This is a genomic window from Alistipes sp. (assembly GCF_048465635.1).
In the GTDB taxonomy this organism is placed as follows: Bacteria; Bacteroidota; Bacteroidia; order Bacteroidales; family Rikenellaceae; genus Alistipes.
Genome location: NZ_DBFWLF010000013.1, coordinates 68,607 through 84,996, shown reverse-complemented (window position 1 = coordinate 84,996; position 16,390 = coordinate 68,607). Strand labels below are relative to the sequence as shown.

Sequence of the window (16,390 nt, the reverse complement as noted above, 5' to 3'; positions counted from 1 at the left end):
TAGGGGTGCAAAGGTACGAAATTCCGCGGAAAAAACACAAAAGGAGGACCCGGAAAAGGTCCTCCTTGTCGGTGGGAAGAGGTTCGTCAGGCCACCCGCAGGCGGACGCCGTTGGCGCGGTCCGATTCGACGACCACCGTGTCGCCTTCGTGCAGCTTGCCGTCGATGATCAGTGCCGAAAGGGGCTCCTCGACGTTGTCCAGCAGTGTGCGCCGCAGCGAACGGACGCCGTAGCGCGACTCGTAGCCCATCGTGGCCAGCCGGCGCTTGGCCGTGTCGGTGATCTTGACCTTGTAGCCCAGCCGCCGGGTGCGGCTGAGCAGGCCGCCCAGCTCCAGTTCGACGATCCGCTCCACGTCGTCGACCTCCAGCGTGCGGAAGAGCACGATGTCGTCGATGCGGTTGAGGAACTCCGGAGCGAAGGTCTGCTCGAGGGCCTTGCGGTACTCCACGCGGGGCGTGGTCTCGACCGTGGCGCTCTTCGAGGGGGTGCTGTAACCCACGTGCACCGACTTCTGAACCACGGCGCGCGAGCCGACGTTCGAGGTCATGATGATGATCGTGTTGCGGAAGTCGACCTTGCGGCCCGAACCGTCGGTGAGGCGTCCCTCGTCAAAGATTTGCAGCATCGAGTTGAAGACCTCGGGATGCGCCTTTTCGATCTCGTCGAACAGCACCACGGCGTAGGGCTGGCGGCGGACCGCCTCGGTGAGCTGGCCGCCCTCGCCGTAGCCGACGTATCCCGGCGGCGAGCCGATCAGGCGCGAGACATTGTGCTTCTCGGCGTATTCGCTCATGTCGAAGCGGATCAGGCCGCGGTTCTCGTCGAAGAGCCATTTGGAAACCTCCTTGGCCAGCAGCGTCTTGCCAACGCCCGTGGGACCCACGAAGAGGAAGACCCCGATGGGCCGGTTCTCGTCTTTCAGTCCTGCGCGCGAGCGGCAGATCGAACGCGAGATGCGCTCGACGGCCTCCTGCTGCCCCACCACGCGGCTGGCGAGGTGGTCGCGCAGGGTTTGCAGCCGGTTCATCTCGCCGCCCGAGACCCGCTCGGCGGGGATGCCCGTCATGGCGGTGATGACCTGCTCGATGTGCTGCTCGGTAATCACGGCCGGGTTGCTTTCGAGCGAGCGCTTCCATTCGGCGCGCCCCTCGCCCAGCTTCGTGCGCAGGGCCAGTTCGCGCATGCGGGCCGAAGCGGCTTTCTCGTAGACCAGCGCCTCGACCGCCTGACGGCGTTCGCGCTGTGCGTCGCCGAGTGCGGTCTCCATCTCGCGCAGCTCAGCCGGTTCGCGGGCCGTGTCGAGGTGGACGCGCGAACCCGCCTCGTCCATCACGTCGATCGCCTTGTCGGGGAAGAAGCGGTCGGTGACGTAGCGCTCGGTGAGCGTCACGCAGGCCCGCAGCGCCTCCTCGGTGTAGCGCACCTTGTGGTGACGCTCGTAGTGGGGCGCGATGTTGCGCAGGATGCGCAGCGTCTCATCGGGCGAGGTCGGCTCGATGAGCACCCGCTGGAAGCGGCGCTCGAGCGCCGAGTCGCTCTCGATGTTCTCGCGGTATTCGTCGAGCGTCGTGGCCCCGATGGTCTGCAGCTCGCCGCGCGCGAGCGCGGGTTTGAGGATGTTGGCCGTGTCGAGGCTGCCCTGCGTCGAGCCTGCGCCGACGATGGTGTGTATCTCGTCGATGAAGATGATCGTGTCCTGCGCCTTGCGCAGCTCGTCCAGCAGCTGCTGCATGCGCTCCTCGAACTCGCCCCGGAACTTCGTGCCGGCCACCAGCGACGAGACGTCGAGCGAGAAGAGCGTCTTGTCGGCGATCGTGTAGGGCACGTCGCCCGCCGCGATGCGCAGGGCCAGCCCCTCCACGATGGCGCTCTTGCCCACGCCCGCCTCGCCGATGAGGATGGGGTTGTTCTTCTTGCGGCGCGAGAGGATCTGCACAACGCGCTCGATCTCCGCCTCGCGGCCGATCACGGGGTCGATCTTCCCCTCCCGGGCCATCCGCGTGAGGTTCACGCCGAACTTGTCGAGCAGGTGGGGTTTCTCCTCCGGCTTGTTCGCCTCGTCGAAGTCGAGCATGTGGACCTGTATCTCTGTGCGGAAGTCGTCGCCCACGGCGAATTTCTGAATCTCCGTGCCGATCGCCTCGGGCGTCAGGCCGTACATCTCCAGCACGCGGAAAGTGGCCGTCGTGCGGTCCGAAACGATGGCCAGCAGCGCGTGGGCCGTCGAGACGCTGCGGGCGCCGGCGCCCGCCGTGCGCAGTTCGTCGGCAAAACCGCGGTAGAACTCCTCGGGAGTCTGTCCCGAGGGTTGTTTGGGGGCGATCAACTCGCGCTCGATGCGCAGGCGCACCTGATACAGCTCCCAGTCCTTGAGCCGGGAGGATAAGAGCTGATAGGCGAGCGACCCCTCCTCGCGCATCAGCTCCAGCGTGAGGAAGTCTTTGAGCGAATGCGTGATCCCCGCCTTCGTCGTATTGAACGCCGCGCGGGCGATGATGCCCTCCAGCGTCTTGGAAATTTTCACTTGCATGTGCGTCGTCTTAAGTCTGATTGAATTCTCGCAGGGATAACGCAGATTGCAGGGGTAATATTATGTTAAAAGAAGCGACATTTCCATTGGACGGAACCTCAGCGGCTTGGCATGCGAAAAAAAGAGAGAGCCGCTGCTCGAAACGGCTCTCTCTTCCCCGGACGGCGGTTCCGGAGCGCTTTCACTCTTTGACGCAGCGCAGTGAGAGGCCCTGCGAGCGGGCGTCCTTGGACACTTTGAAGGAGCGTTTGCCGTTGACGATGAACATATACTGGCCGTAGAGTTCGGGATAGATTTCGGGCGTCGAGCTGGCTTTTCCGGCCGTGCCGATCCACAGGCCCGAATAGGGGGTGTCCTGCTGATGGTTCAGACCGCCGGAAGCGTAGACGCGCGTACCCGTGGCCGGGAACCACTGTCCGTCCTGCATGGCTCCGAAGTTCGCCGTGTCCCACGTCATCTGTGCGAAGATCAGCCAGGCGTAAGGCGTATTGCCCTGTGCGTCGCATGTCGGAACCTTGTATCCCACGGGGCAGGGATCGTAGATGGTCTTTCTGCCCGAGACGCCGCCCCAATAGTCGTCGTCCGAGACGTCGACCCAGTCTTTGGTGCGGTAATCGTTCAGGACGATCTCCTGATCGTATTCATCCCTTTCGCCCGTGTATTCGTAGGTCATGGCGTAGAAGGTCATCGGGTTGCGCAGCGACTTGAGGATCGTGCCGTGGTATTCGGCCCGCGTGCGGAAGGCGGGCAGCTCGTTCGCGTCGATGTCGTAGACGGGGCGTTCGCCGTCGACCTCGTAAGAGTAGTCCTCGTTCATGACGGTGAAGCACCCCGGGGCGGTGAAGGGGTCCTTGCGCCCCCACTGGTAGAGCATGCCGTAGCTGTCCACGCTGCCCGGCGTGGCGTTCAGCGCGCCCAGATTGCGGTCCATGAAGGTCCAGGTCGTGCCGGCGTCGTTGGCCGGGGTGGTGAAAAGGGATTTTGCAGGGTCGTAGTCGGTGACCCAGAGATGCCAGCTCCAGAGCAGATTTCCCGCTGCGTCGCAGGCTCCGACCACGGCGTTGCCGCTCTTCGCGGCGGTGACGACGACGATTCGTTTGTCGGCGGGCGCGTAATCGATTTTTTCGATCAGCCCCTTGCAATCCTGCCAGACGACCTTGGCGGAGACGGTCTCGCCGATGGTTTCATGCGTCGAGTTGCCTTTGAACCGGGCTTCGAAGACGGAGGTCGTGCCCGGAGTTACGATATAGCAGTTGGCAGTGCCCTGCGCCGAGAGGTTCAGCGCATCAGCGGGAATCTGGGAATTCCCCCCCCCTCCCCGGGTTGCGGATCGTCGTCGCTGCACGATACCGCGAAAGCCGCGCAAAGACAGACCAGCGCGGCCATTTTAGCATAGGAACGTTTGTTCATAACGAAGTGTTTGCGGTCCCTGCCTGTCCGGGGCCCCCTTTATCTTCCGGAAACTTCAGGCACGCCGGATTCGATCTTCCCGCAGATGATTTTCCGCCGCATTCATCGCACGGAAAAGCGATCCGGCCAGTCTCCGCCGTTTGCACGGTCGGAGGCAAATATACCGAAATTTTCTCCGAAGTAAGCCGGAAAGGCCCCGAAATGCAAGAGAAAGTCCGTCGCCGTAGGGCGGAACCGCGTCCGAAGCGAATCCCCGGGCGGGGGAGCGGCCGCTATCCGCGTGCCGCGTGCGGGGGATGTCTTACCGCCGCGGCCACTCGCCGACCTCCATGTCGCGCATCTGCGTGCCGTCGATGACAAGACGGACTGCTGTGCGGACCTTGTGGAAGCCGTACTCCCCGGCCGCCCCCGGATTGACCGCCAGCAGGTCGTAGACCGGATCGTTCATCACGCGCAGGATGTGCGAGTGGCCCGAAATGAAGAGTTTGGGCCGCAGGGTCTGGATCTTGCCGATCACCCGCGGGTCGTAATGGCGCGGGTAGCCCCCGATGTGGGTCATCAGCACGCGCACCCGCTCGCATTCGAACGCGAGAAATTCGGGGTAGACGCGGCGCGTCATGCCGCCGTCGATGTTGCCGCTCACGGCCCGCAGGGGCTTGAACGCGGCGATCGCGTCGGCCACCTCCAGCGAACCGATGTCCCCCGCATGCCACACCTCGTCCACGTCGCGCAGGAAGCGGCGCAGCGTGTCGTCGAACGTGCCGTGGGTGTCGGAGATGATGCCGATGCGTTTCATGATTCGTATTTTTTGCGGGCGCGAAGCCCTCCCAGGAGTAAAAGCAATCCGATGATTCCGGCTGTCAATGCCGCCGTCCACTCCGTCGCCGGGAAAGCGCTGCTGACGGTCATACGCGCCAGGCCCGCCGCCGTGCGCAGCAGAAAGACCGTGCCGATGCCGAAGAGGAGCGGGTACAGAAGCGGCCGCCGACGAACGACGCCTGCGGCCGAAAGCGCGTAAAGTCCGCACCCGGCCAGTCCGGCAGCGATACCGGCGGTTGCCAGGTAGGGGAGCGCTGCACCCTGTTCGGCCAATCGCCGCATCACGGGTTCGATGCCGTAAAGCCGGAATACGGCGTCGAGCCGGAACAGGCAGACCAAATGCCCCGCGGCGAGCAGGAACAGCAGCGCTGCGGCCGCTTTCAGCAGGGCCGCGCCGTGCGCGGATCGTGTGGTGGAGGTATCGTTCTTCATGGCAATCGGGGCAGGTCCGGGTTCGATCAGGCGGGGTTTCGCGGCCGGATTTAACGGTATTTTTCCTTCCACAACGCCCGCATCCGCTCGGCGATCTTGGCCTCGGCGGGGTTCGACGGATCGGGCTCGTAGAACTTCGTGCCCGAAAGCCCCTCGGGCAGGAACTCCAGCTCGGCGAAGTGCCCCTCGAAGTCGTGGGCGTATTTGTACCCCTTGCCGTATCCGGCCTTGTCCATGAGTTTGGTCGGGGCGTTGCGCAGGTGCAGCGGCACGGGGCGGTTGGTCGTGTCGCGTTCGACCTGCGCGAGGGCCTTGTTGATGGCCATGTACGCCGAATTGCTTTTGGGGCTGGTGGCCAGGTAGATGGTCGTTTCGGCGAGCGTGATGCGCGCCTCGGGCATGCCGATCTTGTGCACCGTGTCGAAGCAGGCGTTGGCCAGCAGCAGGGCGTTGGGGTTGGCCAGCCCGATGTCCTCCGAGGCCAGGATGACCAGCCGCCGGGCGATGAAGCGCGGCTCCTCGCCCCCGGCCAGCATCCGCGCCAGGTAGTAGACGGCGGCGTTGGGGTCGCTGCCGCGCACCGATTTGATAAAGGCCGAGATGACGTCGTAGTGCTGCTCGCCGTTCTTGTCGTAGAGGGCGATGTTCTGCTGGAGGCAGTCGATGACCCCCTGATCGGTGATCGTCACCTCCCCGTCGGTGGCCCCGACCACAATGTCGAGAATGTTCAACAGTTTGCGCGCGTCGCCGCCCGAGAGGCGGAACAGCGCGGTGGTCTCTTTTACGGCGATTTTGCGGGCGCGAAGTTCCGGGTCGGCCGTCAGCGCGCGGTCGAGCAGCGTCTGCAAATCTTTGTCCTCCATCGGACGGAGGATGTAGACCTGACAGCGGCTCAGCAGCGGGGAGATCACCTCGAACGAGGGGTTTTCGGTCGTGGCACCGATGAGTGTCACCACGCCCTGTTCGACGGCCCCGAGCAGCGAATCCTGCTGCGACTTGTTGAAGCGGTGGATCTCGTCGATGAACAGGAAGGGCGGCTTCTGGTCGAAGAACCGCTGCTTGCGGGCCGACTCGATCACCTCGCGCACGTCCTTCACCCCCGACGTGACGGCCGAGAGAGTGAACAGGGGACGCTCGGACTGCGTGGCCACGATCTTGGCCAGCGTCGTCTTGCCCACGCCCGGCGGGCCCCACAGGATGAACGAGGGTATGTTGCCCGTCTCGAAGAACTTGCGGAAGACCCCGTTCTTACCCACGAGGTGCTCCTGGCCGATGTATTCGTCCAGGGTGCGGGGGCGCAGGCGTTCGGCTAAAGGGGCGGGCATACCGAATTAAAAATTAAAATGGGAGTGCTTGCTCCGCTTTCCGTTTGCGGCGGAGCTGAACGTAAAACACCCGCGTGTTCAGGCCTGCCGACACAAAGGCGCAGCCCAGGGCGAACCATGTCAATCCGTCGGCGGGTCCGCCGAAACAGAAATATATCAGCGCGCTTCCCGTCAGCAGGAAAAATAACGCCGATACCGCCAGCCAGGCGCGCAGGGCCTTTATGGAGTAGCCTTCGGCCATCGGTCCGGAATCAGAACTCGAACTTCTCCAGTTTCAGCTCGCCCAGCTGTTTCAGGCGCGGTACGAGCGTGGTGAAGTGCGGCGTCGCTTCGTGAGCGGCCAGCGACGCGGCGTCCTGCCACGTTTCGCAGATCATCAGCACCTCGCGGCGCGTGGTGCTCTCGTAGAGGTCGTAGGCGACGCAGCCGGCGTCGCGCAGCGATACCTCGACCAGCTCGCGGGCCGTGCGGATCATCTCAGCGCGGTTCGGTTCCGGGGTTTCGATAAAGACGTTGAGTCGTATCATGGCGGTAAATTTAGTTTTCGTCGGGTTGGACCAGCGCAAGGTACAGCTCCTCGAGCTGCGCCGGGTCGAGCCGGGAGGGCGCGTCGAGCATCACGTCGCGGCCGGCGTTGTTCTTCGGGAACGCGATGTAGTCGCGGATCGACTCCGAGCCGCCGAAGAGCGAGCACAACCGGTCGAAACCGAATGCCAGACCGCCGTGGGGCGGTGCGCCGAACTTGAAGGCGTTCATCAGGAAGCCGAACTGCTCCTGCGCCTTTTCGGGCGTGAATCCCAGGCACTTGAAAATCTGCGCCTGCAATTTCGCGTCGTGGATGCGGATCGAGCCGCCGCCGATCTCCGTGCCGTTGCATACGAAGTCGTAGGCGTTGGCCCTGACGCGGCCCGGATCGCTTTCGAGGTACTGGACGTCCTCGGGTTTGGGCGAGGTGAAGGGGTGGTGCATGGCGTAGAAGCGCTGCGTCTCCTCATCCCACTCGAACATCGGGAAGTCGACCACCCACAGCGGGGCGAACTTCTTCGGGTCGCGCAGCCCCAGCTGCCGGGCCATTTCGAGGCGCAGGGCGCAGAGCTGCGTCAATGCCTTGAACTTCTTCCCGCAGAGGATGAATACCATGTCCCCGGCCTTGGCGCCGCAGCGCCCGGCCAGCGCGCGCACCTCTTCCGGTGCGAAGAACTTGTCGACCGATGACTTGACGCCTCCCCCGGCCTCGAGCCGAATCCAGATCAGCCCGGCGGCTCCGACCTGCGGACGCTTCACGAAGTCGGTCAGCGCGTCGATCTGCTTGCGCGTGTAGGCTGCGCAGCCCGGCGCGGCGAAGCCGGTGATGTACTCCGCCTGGTCGAAGACCGAAAAACCGTGTCCCTGCCCGAGGTCGGTCACATCAGCGAATTCCATGCCGAAGCGCAGGTCGGGCTTGTCCGAACCGTATCGCTCCATCGCCTCGATCCACGGCATGCGTCTGAAATGCTCCTCGAACTCCACGCCCAGCACCGTGCGGAACATGTGTTTGGCCCACCGCTCGAAGACGTCGAGAATATCCTCCTGCTCGACGAACGACATCTCGCAGTCGATTTGCGTGAACTCGGGCTGGCGGTCGGCTCTCAGGTCCTCGTCGCGGAAGCAGCGCACGATCTGGAAATATTTGTCGTAGCCGGCGACCATCAGCAGCTGCTTGAGCGTCTGCGGCGATTGGGGCAGGGCGTAGAACTGGTTGGGGTTCATGCGGCTGGGAACTACGAAGTCGCGCGCACCCTCAGGGGTCGAACCCACCAGATAGGGCGTCTCGATCTCCAGAAATCCTTCGGCATCGAGGAATCGGCGGATCTCCTGGGCCATCTTGTGCCGCAGGATCATATTGCGCTGCAGGGGCGGACGGCGCAGGTCGAGGTAGCGGTACTTCATGCGCAGGTCGTCGCCGCCGTCGGAGGTCTCCTCGATGGTGAACGGCGGGGTCTGCGCCTCGTTGAGCACCCGGATTTCCGAGGCCGTCACCTCGATGTCGCCCGTGGGCATCTTCGGGTTCTTCGCTTCGCGCTCGACGACCGTGCCGTGGACCTGCACGACCCACTCGCGGCCCAGCCGGGCGGCCGTTTCGCGGGCGGCGGCGGGGGAATGCTCCTCGACGACGACCTGCGTCAGACCGTAGCGGTCTCTCAGGTCGATGAAGGTCATGGCTCCGAGGTTTCGCACCTTCTGCACCCAGCCCGCGAGGGTGACTTGCTGGTGGATGTTTTCGGCTCTGAGCGAGCCGCACGTATGGGTTCTGTACATGGCGGTATGGTGTTTTCGTTTTGTGCTTGTAACGGGCAAAGTTACATATTTTTCACGATCCGTGATTCAGAAAAGCGCTTTTTTTGCCGGCGGCGGGCCGCGGGATAGGGGGAAATTCACTATTTTTGCAGGACAGACCTCCGAACCTGATGATCCGACCATGTTAAGACCGCTTGTCACCGCCCTTATCTTCCTTATGGCCGCACCCCGGGCGACGGCCGACGAACCGTTCATCCTGCGCGAACAGCCGCCCGCCTATCCGGGCGGGACGGAGCAGCTCTATGCCGACCTGGCGCGGCAGACCGCCTTGGGACTGATGCGCTCGGCCGAGCAGAAGGTGAGACAGGGCCGCCGCGAAGCGCTGCCGGAGGGGGTCGTCCCCTCGATGGGTATGATGGAGGTGGACGCAGTAACGCTGCGGAAAGAGCTGGGCGGATGGCTGCTTCCGGCGGAGCCGACGTGTGGGCGGGTGGTCCTGGCGCTGACCGTCTCCGAGCGGGGCAGGGTCGCCGACGTGCGGGTGTTGCAGACCCCCGACGCCCGACTGGGTGAGGCGGCGTGCGCCGCGGTGAAACGGCTCCAGGCGTGGATGCCCGGTTACCGGCTTACCGTCGAGGGGTGGCGCGCCGCACCGTTCCCTTATACCGTGGCGCTGCGGCCCGAACGGGTGCAGGAGGCGCTCGAGGGGCTTTTGCAGGAGCGGGCAGCACAGGAAAAGAGACGAAAAAAGAGCGAACAGGATGGAACGGCAACAACAAAATGACGATGAAAAATTCATGCGCCTCGCACTAAACGAGGCCCGCAAAGCGTTCGAAGAGCAGGAAGTGCCCGTCGGGGCGGTGGTCGTGGCGAACGGCGCGGTCGTCGGCCGGGGGCACAACCTGGTGGAGACGCTTTCGGACCCCACGGCCCACGCCGAGATGCAAGCCCTGACGGCCGCCGCCGGAACGCTTGGCGGCAAGTATCTGACCGACTGCACGCTCTACGTGACCGTCGAGCCGTGCATCATGTGCGCCGGGGCGATCGGCTGGGCGCAGGTCGGGCGCGTGGTCTGGGGTGCGGACGACCCGAAGAAGGGTTACCGCCGCTATGCGGAGGGGGTGTTCCATCCCAAGACCCGCGTCGAGCGTGGCGTGCTCGCCGCCGAGTGCGAGGCGCTGATGAACGCCTTTTTCGCCGCTTTGCGCGATTAGATTTTGAATTAAAGGAAATTTTTTGCTACTTTTGCATCCAACGTGCCCCGACGGGGGCGCATCGACGGAAAACTTTAAAAAACGGATAGGGAAAATGAAAAAGTTATTTGTATCGGTAATTGCGCTGCTGGCGGCCGTGTCGCTCTCGGCGCAGGATCTGACGGCGCTCTTCAACGAGGCGGTCGCTTCGTACTCGGCCAAGGATTTCGCGGGAGCCGCCGCCAAGTTCGAGCAGGTGATCGACCAGGGCATGGACAGTGAGGAGGCTGCGTCGGTGGTGGCTACGGCCAAGAAGACGCTTCCGATGTGCTACTTCATGCTGGGCGGCGCAGGCGTCAAGGCCAAGAACTACGACGAGGCGGTGAAGAACTTCACCAAGTCGGCCGAGCTGGCCGAGCTGTACGGCGACATGAACCAGATGGCCAAGGCCAAGGGCTGGGAGGCCAAGATTTACCACATTCAGGGCGGCGACGCTTTCAACAACAAGGACTACGCCACCGCGTCGGAGATCTTCGCCAAGGGCTATGCCGCCGACCCCGACAATACGGGCATGGCGCTCAACCTGGCCATGAGCTACTGCGAGATGGGCGAGTACGCCAAGGGCATGGAGATCTATGAGGCCATCGCCGCCAAGACGCACCCCAAATACGCCGAGGACGTGGCCAAGGCGCAGGAGATGATGGCGCTCTATACCAACAACCATGTTGCAAAATTGCAGGCTGCCAGCGATTTCGACGGCATCATCGTCATGGCCGACGCCCTGCTGGAGAAGAACCCGGCCAATGCACTGGCGCAGAATGTCCGCGTGCAGGCTTACGCCAACAAGAAGGACTACACCAAGGTGATCGAGCTGGCCGAGGCTGCCGCCGCGATCCAGACCGATCCCGAGGACCAGAGCCTGATGTACTACCTGCTGGGCGCCGCCTACAACGCCAAGGAGATGAAGCCGCAGGCGATCGCGGCGTTCAAGAAGGTGACGGCCGGTCCGGCTGCCGGGAACGCCAAGACGGCGCTGGCCGAGCTTTCGAAATAATCCGGATCGTTTCCGGACACCAAGCGGGCTTCCCTCGGGAGGCCCGCTTTTTTGGTATGGTATGTGTTACCGCTTCCCGGTTTTTGATACTTTCGAACTATGGAACGGAAACAGTACGTATCCCCCGCCGTCGAACTGCTCGATATCGCTGTCGAACGCGGCTTCGAGGGTTCGGTAACGGGTCAGGCCGAGGATTTCGACCGGGAGGTGTGGAATGAATAGGTGGCTTTCCGTGCTCGTGTGCTGCTGGGCGGCCGCCGCCTGCACGAAGGAGAATTGCGACGAAATGCCGGCCGGCCGCACGGTCGTGCGCACGGTGCGCATCGAGGCCGGAGCGGTCTCCACGCGCACTGAGCTGGCCGGAAACGGCGCGAGCGTATGGTGGACGCCGGGCGACCGGATCGGCGTATTCGTCCGAAGCGGCGAAGAGTTCACCTCCCTCAACGCTCCGTTGACCTTCGAGGGCGACCGGGCCGCCGCCAGCGGGGTCTTCTCCGGGCAGATCACCCTCGCCGCGGGCGCTTCCTCCTACACGCTCTACGCCTATTATCCCTATTCGGAGCTGGCCGCTCCCGATGCCTCCGCCGTGCCTTTCACGCTCCCGGCCGCGCAGACGCAGGCCGCTTCGGGCGATTTTTCGCACCTGGGCGACAGCGACTTTCTGGTGGCCGGGGCTGTCGAGAGCGCGACGGGCGACTTCCCGACGCTCCTGTTCCGCCACGCCTTCGCCGCGGTCGAGGTCAATCTTACGGCGAGCGGCGTGCTGGCGGGCAGGCAGTTGGCGGAAGTGACGCTTTACTGCACCGATGCCGCGACAGTCGTCAAGGGCGGCGACCTGACGGATATGTCCAACATGGCGGGCGACTTCACCTTCGACCTGACCGCCACGGATAACCGGCAGGCCGCTTACCGGGGCGGTTCGGCACAGATCAACTATTGCGGGGTGACCTTCGCGGAGCCTCCGACGCTCGGCGCGACCCCCGTCACGGCCTATCTTTCGATCAATCCGGCCGACTATTCGCGCGCAAACGGCGAACTGTACGTCGTGCTGCGCACCGTCGACGGTTATACAGCGACCGTCACCCGGCCCGGAAAGGACGTCGTGGCGGCCAAGATGATGGTCCTCACGCAGGAGGTTGCGGCGGGGACGGCTCCGCAGCCCGAAGCCGACCTCTCCGGCGGGGCGCCGGCCAACTGCTACGTGGTCACGCAGCCCGCGCAGGAGTATTCGTTCGATGCGACGGTGGCGGGCAACGGCGTGATTCCCGCCGGGCTGGCCGACGCGGTGCGGACGTTCGAGGGGAGGGAGCTTTCGGCGGCGGTCGCGGGCACGACGGCGCGCCTGCTGTGGCAGAGCAGCCCCCACCTGATCGACGCCGGGAGCGTGGCGTACGCCGACGGGCGTATCCGCTTCCGGACCACCACGCGCCCGACCGCGCTGGGCGGCAATGCGGTCATCGGGCTTTATGCGAGCGACGATCCGGCGGCCGACGCCGTGTGGAGCTGGCATATCTGGATCACCGACACGACGCCTGCTCAGCTCGATGCGCTGGCCGAGAGCTACGTGATGTACGACGCCTACGAGCAGGCATTCGGCCCCGGCTCGGCGGTGATGATGGACCGCAACCTGGGGGCGGTCTACAAGGAGGACGGACCCTATGCCCGCTCGTTCCGCGCGCCGCTCTACCAGTGGGGGCGCAAGGACCCGATGCCGTGGGGCCGGGTCGTTTTCGACGCGCAGGACGTGCCCCACACCTACCTGACCTATCGCAACCCCGTGCAGACCACCGGTTCGAAAGGACGGTATGCCGGTTATACGGGCAATACGTATTACGCCACGGCCCATCCCGACGTCTTCATCGCCACCACGCCGGACACCTCCTACGACTGGTACTGGGGCGGCGGCAAGGGTTCCGGACCCGAATACCGCAACGACTACCTTTGGGGCAACCCCACGGGCTATACCGCCGGGCAGACGACCGAAAAGACCCTTTTCGACCCGTGTCCCGCCGGGTGGAAGATGCCGCAGCCCTATGTCTTCAGCGCTTTCACCACCACGGGGGATACGGAGACCGTCGCCAGCGGGAATGTCCGGACCGCGGGGTCGTTCGTGCAGGGGTGGAATTTTTACTACGACGCCAGCCGCACGACCTACTATCCGGGCGTGGGGTTCCGCTACGACGAATTCGGGGCTTTCAACTTCCTCGAAACGGGCTACTACTGGACGAGCGCCCCCTCCACGCCCGACACGTTCGGGGCGTGGGCCTTCGGGCTGACCCAAGTGCGGGTCGAGCAGCGGCTCTCCGATCCGCGCGGCTTCGGCCTGCCGGTCCGCTGTCAGCGGGAGTAGGGTTCTTCGGGGTTGTTGCGGCGGATGTTCTCCTGCAGGCGTTCCAGTCCGCTTCGCGTGAGCGGCGTGGCGCCGAAGCGCGTGCGGAACTCCTCCTGGCGCATCGCCAGCCACTGCCCGGGGGTCATGGTGAGCGGATCGAAGGCGGGCGCGAACGCCGGATTGGTCTGCATGGGAGCCTTTTGGTTGTGGGGACAACAGCTCTGGCAGCGGTCGCAGCCGAATATCCAGCCGTCGAGGTCGACCTCGGCGGCCGGCTCTTTTTCGATGGTGTGGCAGGCGATGCAGCGTCCCGCGTCGATCACCCTCGGAGCCACGATGGCCCCCGTCGGGCAGCTCTCGATGCAGTTGCGGCAGCGGCCGCAGCGCGACCCGGCGAAGGGGACGTCGTAGGCGTCGGCCTCGTCGCCGAGAAGCAGTTCGCCCAGCAGCACGTACGTGCCGAAACGAGGCGTCACAAGCAGCGACTGCCGCCCGATCCAGCCCAGTCCGGCCTCCACGGCCAGCTGCTTCTCGGCCAGCGGGGCGGTGTCGACGAAGGCGCGCCCCTCGAGGCCCGGGTGCTCCCTTTGCAGCGCGGCGAGCATGCCGGCGAGCATTTCGCGGATGGTCGTGTGGTAGTCCGTCGTGCAGGCGTACGAGGCGACTTTGGCGCGGTGGCTGTCTGGGTAGCCTTCGCTTGCGGGATTCTTATAGGCCGCGGCGCAGACGACCGCCGTGCGGGCGCCCGCGACCAGCCGCTGCGGGTCGAATCTTTTGTCGGTGTTGCGCTCGAGGTAACCCAGCGAGGCGTGACGCCCTTCGGCGAGCCACGCGCGGAACCACGCCTCGTTTTGAGCCAGCGGCCGGCAGGGCGTCAGCCCGCAAAGGTCAAAGCCCGCATCGGCGGCAAGTTTTTTGATGTCGGAGGCGTGGAGCATTTGCAAGAATTTGTCCCAAAAATAGTAATATTTACCGGGAAATTCGTAATTTAGCGCCAAACTTTCGTATTCCTGGGAATGCGGAAAAAAAGTACGATTATGACTGTCAACACACTTTACTCCCTGGCCCGGAACAGCGTGGAGAAGTTTGCGTCGAAGACCGCCTTTTCCATGTTTCAGGGCGAGGACGTGACCTACGCCGAGGCGGGCCGTCGAATGGCTAAAGTGCAGGAGATACTGACCGGAGCGGGTCTCGGGCCGGGCGACAAGGTGGCGCTGCTGAGCAGCAACATGCCTAACTGGGGAGTTTGCTACTTTGCGGTCACCTCGGCCGGCATGATCGCCGTGCCGATCCTGCCCGACTTCTCGGGCGAGGAGCTGGACATGATCATCGAACACTCCGAGGCCAAGGCGCTGCTCGTCTCCGATAAACTCTTCACCAAACTCTCGAAACAGACCATCGAGCGGCTCAACGTCGTGGTTCGAACCAAGAATCTGGGGGTCATCTCGCAGCGCGTGCGCGGCGAGGGTTCGACCCGCGTGCCGCAGCCCGACGAGGTGGCCGTCATCATCTACACCTCGGGCACGACTTCCAAACCCAAAGGGGTGATGCTGACCCATGCGGCCCTCTGCGCGCAGGTCGCCATCTCCTCGTCGATCTTCCCGGTGGACGGCGACGATGTGTTCCTCTCGGTGCTGCCCCTGTCGCACACCTACGAGTGCTCGATCGGTCTGATCTACCCCTTCTCGATGGGCGCGCGGGTGGTCTACCTCGACCGTCCGCCCACGGCGTCGGCCCTGATGCCGGCCCTGCGGGCGATCCGCCCCACGGTGATGCTGATCGTGCCGCTGATCATCGAGAAAATCTACCGCCACCAGGTGCTGGCCAAGTTCCAATCCACCGCTTTCTGGCGTACACTCTATAAGATCGGTTTCGCGCGCTGCTACCTGAACCGCGTCGCGGGCAAGAAGCTGATGAAGCTCTTCGGCCGCCGCCTGCGTTTTCTGGGGATCGGCGGGGCGAAACTCGACAGCGGGGCCGAGCAGTTCCTGCTGGAGGCCCGCGTCCCGTACGCCATCGGCTACGGGCTGACCGAGACCGCGCCGCTGCTGGCCGGGGCCGCGCCGTCGCAGGTGCGGCTCGGATCGACCGGACCGCAGGCCCCCGGCGTCGAACTGCGGCTCGAAAACATCAACCCCGACACGCATCAGGGCGAAATCGTGGCCCGTTCGCCGAGCGTCATGCTGGGCTATTACAAGAATCCCGAGGCGACCAAGGAGGTCTTTACCGCCGACGGGTGGTTCCGCACGGGCGACCTGGGCGAGTTCGACAAGGACGGCTGGCTCTACATCAAGGGGCGGCTGAAGAACATGATCGTGGGACCCGGCGGCGAGAACATCTACCCCGAGGACATCGAAAGCGTGCTCAACTCGCACGTCTGCATCGCCGATTCGATCGTCACCGAGCAGGAGGGCCGCCTGATCGCGCTGGTCCACTTCAACCGCGAGCAGATCGAGGCGATGATCGACGACTGGCGCGAGGAGTGGGAGGATACGAAGGAGGCGTGGGAGGCCAAGACAGAACAGCTCAAGAAGGAGATCATGGACTTCGTGAATGCCAAGGTCAACAAGTTCTCGCGCATTTCGGAGGTGGTCGAGGAGAAGGACGACTTCGCAAAGACCCCGACGCACAAGATCAAACGCTTCCTCTACAACCGCAACAAGGACGTGAAGAAGACGCAGCCTTCCGAGACGAAGTAGGGGCGGAGGCCGGCAGGGGCGATGAGGCCGGCTATCGGCGGCCGTTCAGTTCTATCCGGGTCTGTCCGGGCCTGTTCGGTCCGGGTTTATTCGGTCTGTTCCGGTGTTTGTTCGGTCCGGGTGTATTTGTTCCGGGCCTGTTCTGTCCGGGGACTATTTGGTCTGTTCCGGGGTTTGTTCGGTCCGGGTGTATTTGTTTCGGGCCTGTTCGGACGGTTCGGACCGGACGCGGGGATGCGCCAGCTTCCGGCTTAAATGCTTCCGGCAGCCCCCTGCCGCAGATACTCCCTGTGGAAATTCCTTTGTCGGTCCCGA

Annotated in this window: 15 protein-coding genes; 6 read left to right on the top strand and 9 right to left on the bottom strand. The window is 64.1% G+C overall.

The window, feature by feature from the left end; all coding sequences use genetic code 11:
* Positions 1-86: 86 nt before the first annotated feature.
* The 8 genes from ACMO9O_RS05270 to aspS form a co-directional block, all read right to left on the bottom strand.
* Positions 87-2,534, bottom strand: a complete 2,448-nt coding sequence (locus ACMO9O_RS05270) for an ATP-dependent Clp protease ATP-binding subunit (RefSeq protein ID WP_418982651.1) — start codon at positions 2,532-2,534, stop codon at positions 87-89.
* Positions 2,535-2,715: 181 nt separating this feature from the next.
* Positions 2,716-3,879 carry a hypothetical protein gene (locus tag ACMO9O_RS05265; RefSeq protein WP_418982650.1) on the bottom strand — a complete coding sequence of 388 codons (1,164 nt, stop codon included), beginning with the start codon at positions 3,877-3,879 and terminating at the stop codon, positions 2,716-2,718.
* Positions 3,880-4,245: 366 nt separating this feature from the next.
* Positions 4,246-4,740, bottom strand: coding sequence for a metallophosphoesterase family protein (locus ACMO9O_RS05260; protein WP_418982649.1), 495 nt, complete (start codon positions 4,738-4,740; stop codon positions 4,246-4,248).
* Complete coding sequence (locus ACMO9O_RS05255; protein ID WP_418982648.1) at positions 4,737-5,195, bottom strand: hypothetical protein; 459 nt, start codon at positions 5,193-5,195, stop codon at positions 4,737-4,739. Before ACMO9O_RS05255 ends, ACMO9O_RS05260 begins: the two co-directional genes overlap by 4 nt.
* Positions 5,196-5,245: 50 nt before the next feature.
* Entirely contained in the window at positions 5,246-6,520 is a 1,275-nt protein-coding gene (locus tag ACMO9O_RS05250) for a replication-associated recombination protein A (RefSeq protein ID WP_418982646.1), read from the bottom strand.
* A gap of 13 nt (positions 6,521-6,533) precedes the next feature.
* Positions 6,534-6,761: a hypothetical protein gene (locus tag ACMO9O_RS05245; protein WP_418982645.1), complete on the bottom strand. Its 228-nt coding sequence runs from the start codon at positions 6,759-6,761 to the stop codon at positions 6,534-6,536.
* Positions 6,762-6,771: 10 nt separating this feature from the next.
* Positions 6,772-7,047 carry a putative quinol monooxygenase gene (locus tag ACMO9O_RS05240; protein ID WP_418982644.1) on the bottom strand — a complete coding sequence of 92 codons (276 nt, stop codon included), beginning with the start codon at positions 7,045-7,047 and terminating at the stop codon, positions 6,772-6,774.
* A gap of 10 nt (positions 7,048-7,057) precedes the next feature.
* The gene (gene aspS / locus ACMO9O_RS05235) at positions 7,058-8,818 is read right to left on the bottom strand and encodes an aspartate--tRNA ligase (protein WP_418982643.1); all 1,761 of its coding nucleotides are present in this window, start codon (positions 8,816-8,818) and stop codon (positions 7,058-7,060) included.
* 160 nt (positions 8,819-8,978) lie between these two features.
* Here aspS and ACMO9O_RS05230 point away from each other — a divergent pair, with 160 nt between their 5' ends.
* The 5 genes from ACMO9O_RS05230 (at position 8,979) to ACMO9O_RS05210 (ending at position 13,394) form a co-directional block, all read left to right on the top strand.
* The gene (locus tag ACMO9O_RS05230; protein ID WP_418982642.1) at positions 8,979-9,581 is read left to right on the top strand and encodes an energy transducer TonB; all 603 of its coding nucleotides are present in this window, start codon (positions 8,979-8,981) and stop codon (positions 9,579-9,581) included.
* A complete protein-coding gene (locus tag ACMO9O_RS05225) occupies positions 9,559-10,011 on the top strand; it encodes a nucleoside deaminase (protein WP_418982641.1) in 453 nt (150 codons plus the stop codon). The genes ACMO9O_RS05230 and ACMO9O_RS05225 overlap by 23 nt, the downstream gene beginning before the upstream one ends.
* 94 nt (positions 10,012-10,105) lie before the next feature.
* Complete coding sequence (locus ACMO9O_RS05220) at positions 10,106-11,044, top strand: tetratricopeptide repeat protein (protein ID WP_418982640.1); 939 nt, start codon at positions 10,106-10,108, stop codon at positions 11,042-11,044.
* Between the two features lie 99 nt (positions 11,045-11,143).
* Positions 11,144-11,266 carry a hypothetical protein gene (locus ACMO9O_RS05215; RefSeq protein ID WP_418982638.1) on the top strand — a complete coding sequence of 41 codons (123 nt, stop codon included), beginning with the start codon at positions 11,144-11,146 and terminating at the stop codon, positions 11,264-11,266.
* Positions 11,259-13,394, top strand: coding sequence for a fimbrillin family protein (locus ACMO9O_RS05210; protein WP_418982636.1), 2,136 nt, complete (start codon positions 11,259-11,261; stop codon positions 13,392-13,394). Before ACMO9O_RS05215 ends, ACMO9O_RS05210 begins: the two co-directional genes overlap by 8 nt.
* Here the strand turns inward: ACMO9O_RS05210 and queG are convergent.
* Positions 13,382-14,314 carry a tRNA epoxyqueuosine(34) reductase QueG gene (gene queG, locus ACMO9O_RS05205; protein WP_418982634.1) on the bottom strand — a complete coding sequence of 311 codons (933 nt, stop codon included), beginning with the start codon at positions 14,312-14,314 and terminating at the stop codon, positions 13,382-13,384. The genes ACMO9O_RS05210 and queG overlap by 13 nt on opposite strands.
* Positions 14,315-14,413: 99 nt before the next feature.
* Between queG and ACMO9O_RS05200 the strand changes: the two genes are divergently transcribed.
* Positions 14,414-16,075: an AMP-binding protein gene (locus ACMO9O_RS05200; RefSeq protein WP_418982632.1), complete on the top strand. Its 1,662-nt coding sequence runs from the start codon at positions 14,414-14,416 to the stop codon at positions 16,073-16,075.
* Positions 16,076-16,390: the final 315 nt, after the last annotated feature.

Bases quoted from the DNA above. Each gene is read 5' to 3' on its own strand.
- ACMO9O_RS05240 (WP_418982644.1), bottom strand. From the start codon at position 7,047: ATGATACGACTCAACGTCTTTATCGAAACCCCGGAACCGAACCGCGCT.
- queG (WP_418982634.1), bottom strand. From the start codon at position 14,314: ATGCTCCACGCCTCCGACATCAAAAAACTTGCCGCCGATGCGGGCTTT.
- ACMO9O_RS05255 (WP_418982648.1), bottom strand. From the start codon at position 5,195: ATGAAGAACGATACCTCCACCACACGATCCGCGCACGGCGCGGCCCTG.
- ACMO9O_RS05220 (WP_418982640.1), top strand. From the start codon at position 10,106: ATGAAAAAGTTATTTGTATCGGTAATTGCGCTGCTGGCGGCCGTGTCG.
- ACMO9O_RS05225 (WP_418982641.1), top strand. From the start codon at position 9,559: ATGGAACGGCAACAACAAAATGACGATGAAAAATTCATGCGCCTCGCA.
- ACMO9O_RS05250 (WP_418982646.1), bottom strand. From the start codon at position 6,520: ATGCCCGCCCCTTTAGCCGAACGCCTGCGCCCCCGCACCCTGGACGAA.
- aspS (WP_418982643.1), bottom strand. From the start codon at position 8,818: ATGTACAGAACCCATACGTGCGGCTCGCTCAGAGCCGAAAACATCCAC.
- ACMO9O_RS05230 (WP_418982642.1), top strand. From the start codon at position 8,979: ATGTTAAGACCGCTTGTCACCGCCCTTATCTTCCTTATGGCCGCACCC.
- ACMO9O_RS05210 (WP_418982636.1), top strand. From the start codon at position 11,259: ATGAATAGGTGGCTTTCCGTGCTCGTGTGCTGCTGGGCGGCCGCCGCC.
- ACMO9O_RS05270 (WP_418982651.1), bottom strand. From the start codon at position 2,534: ATGCAAGTGAAAATTTCCAAGACGCTGGAGGGCATCATCGCCCGCGCG.
- ACMO9O_RS05215 (WP_418982638.1), top strand. From the start codon at position 11,144: ATGGAACGGAAACAGTACGTATCCCCCGCCGTCGAACTGCTCGATATC.
- ACMO9O_RS05200 (WP_418982632.1), top strand. From the start codon at position 14,414: ATGACTGTCAACACACTTTACTCCCTGGCCCGGAACAGCGTGGAGAAG.
- ACMO9O_RS05245 (WP_418982645.1), bottom strand. From the start codon at position 6,761: ATGGCCGAAGGCTACTCCATAAAGGCCCTGCGCGCCTGGCTGGCGGTA.
- ACMO9O_RS05260 (WP_418982649.1), bottom strand. From the start codon at position 4,740: ATGAAACGCATCGGCATCATCTCCGACACCCACGGCACGTTCGACGAC.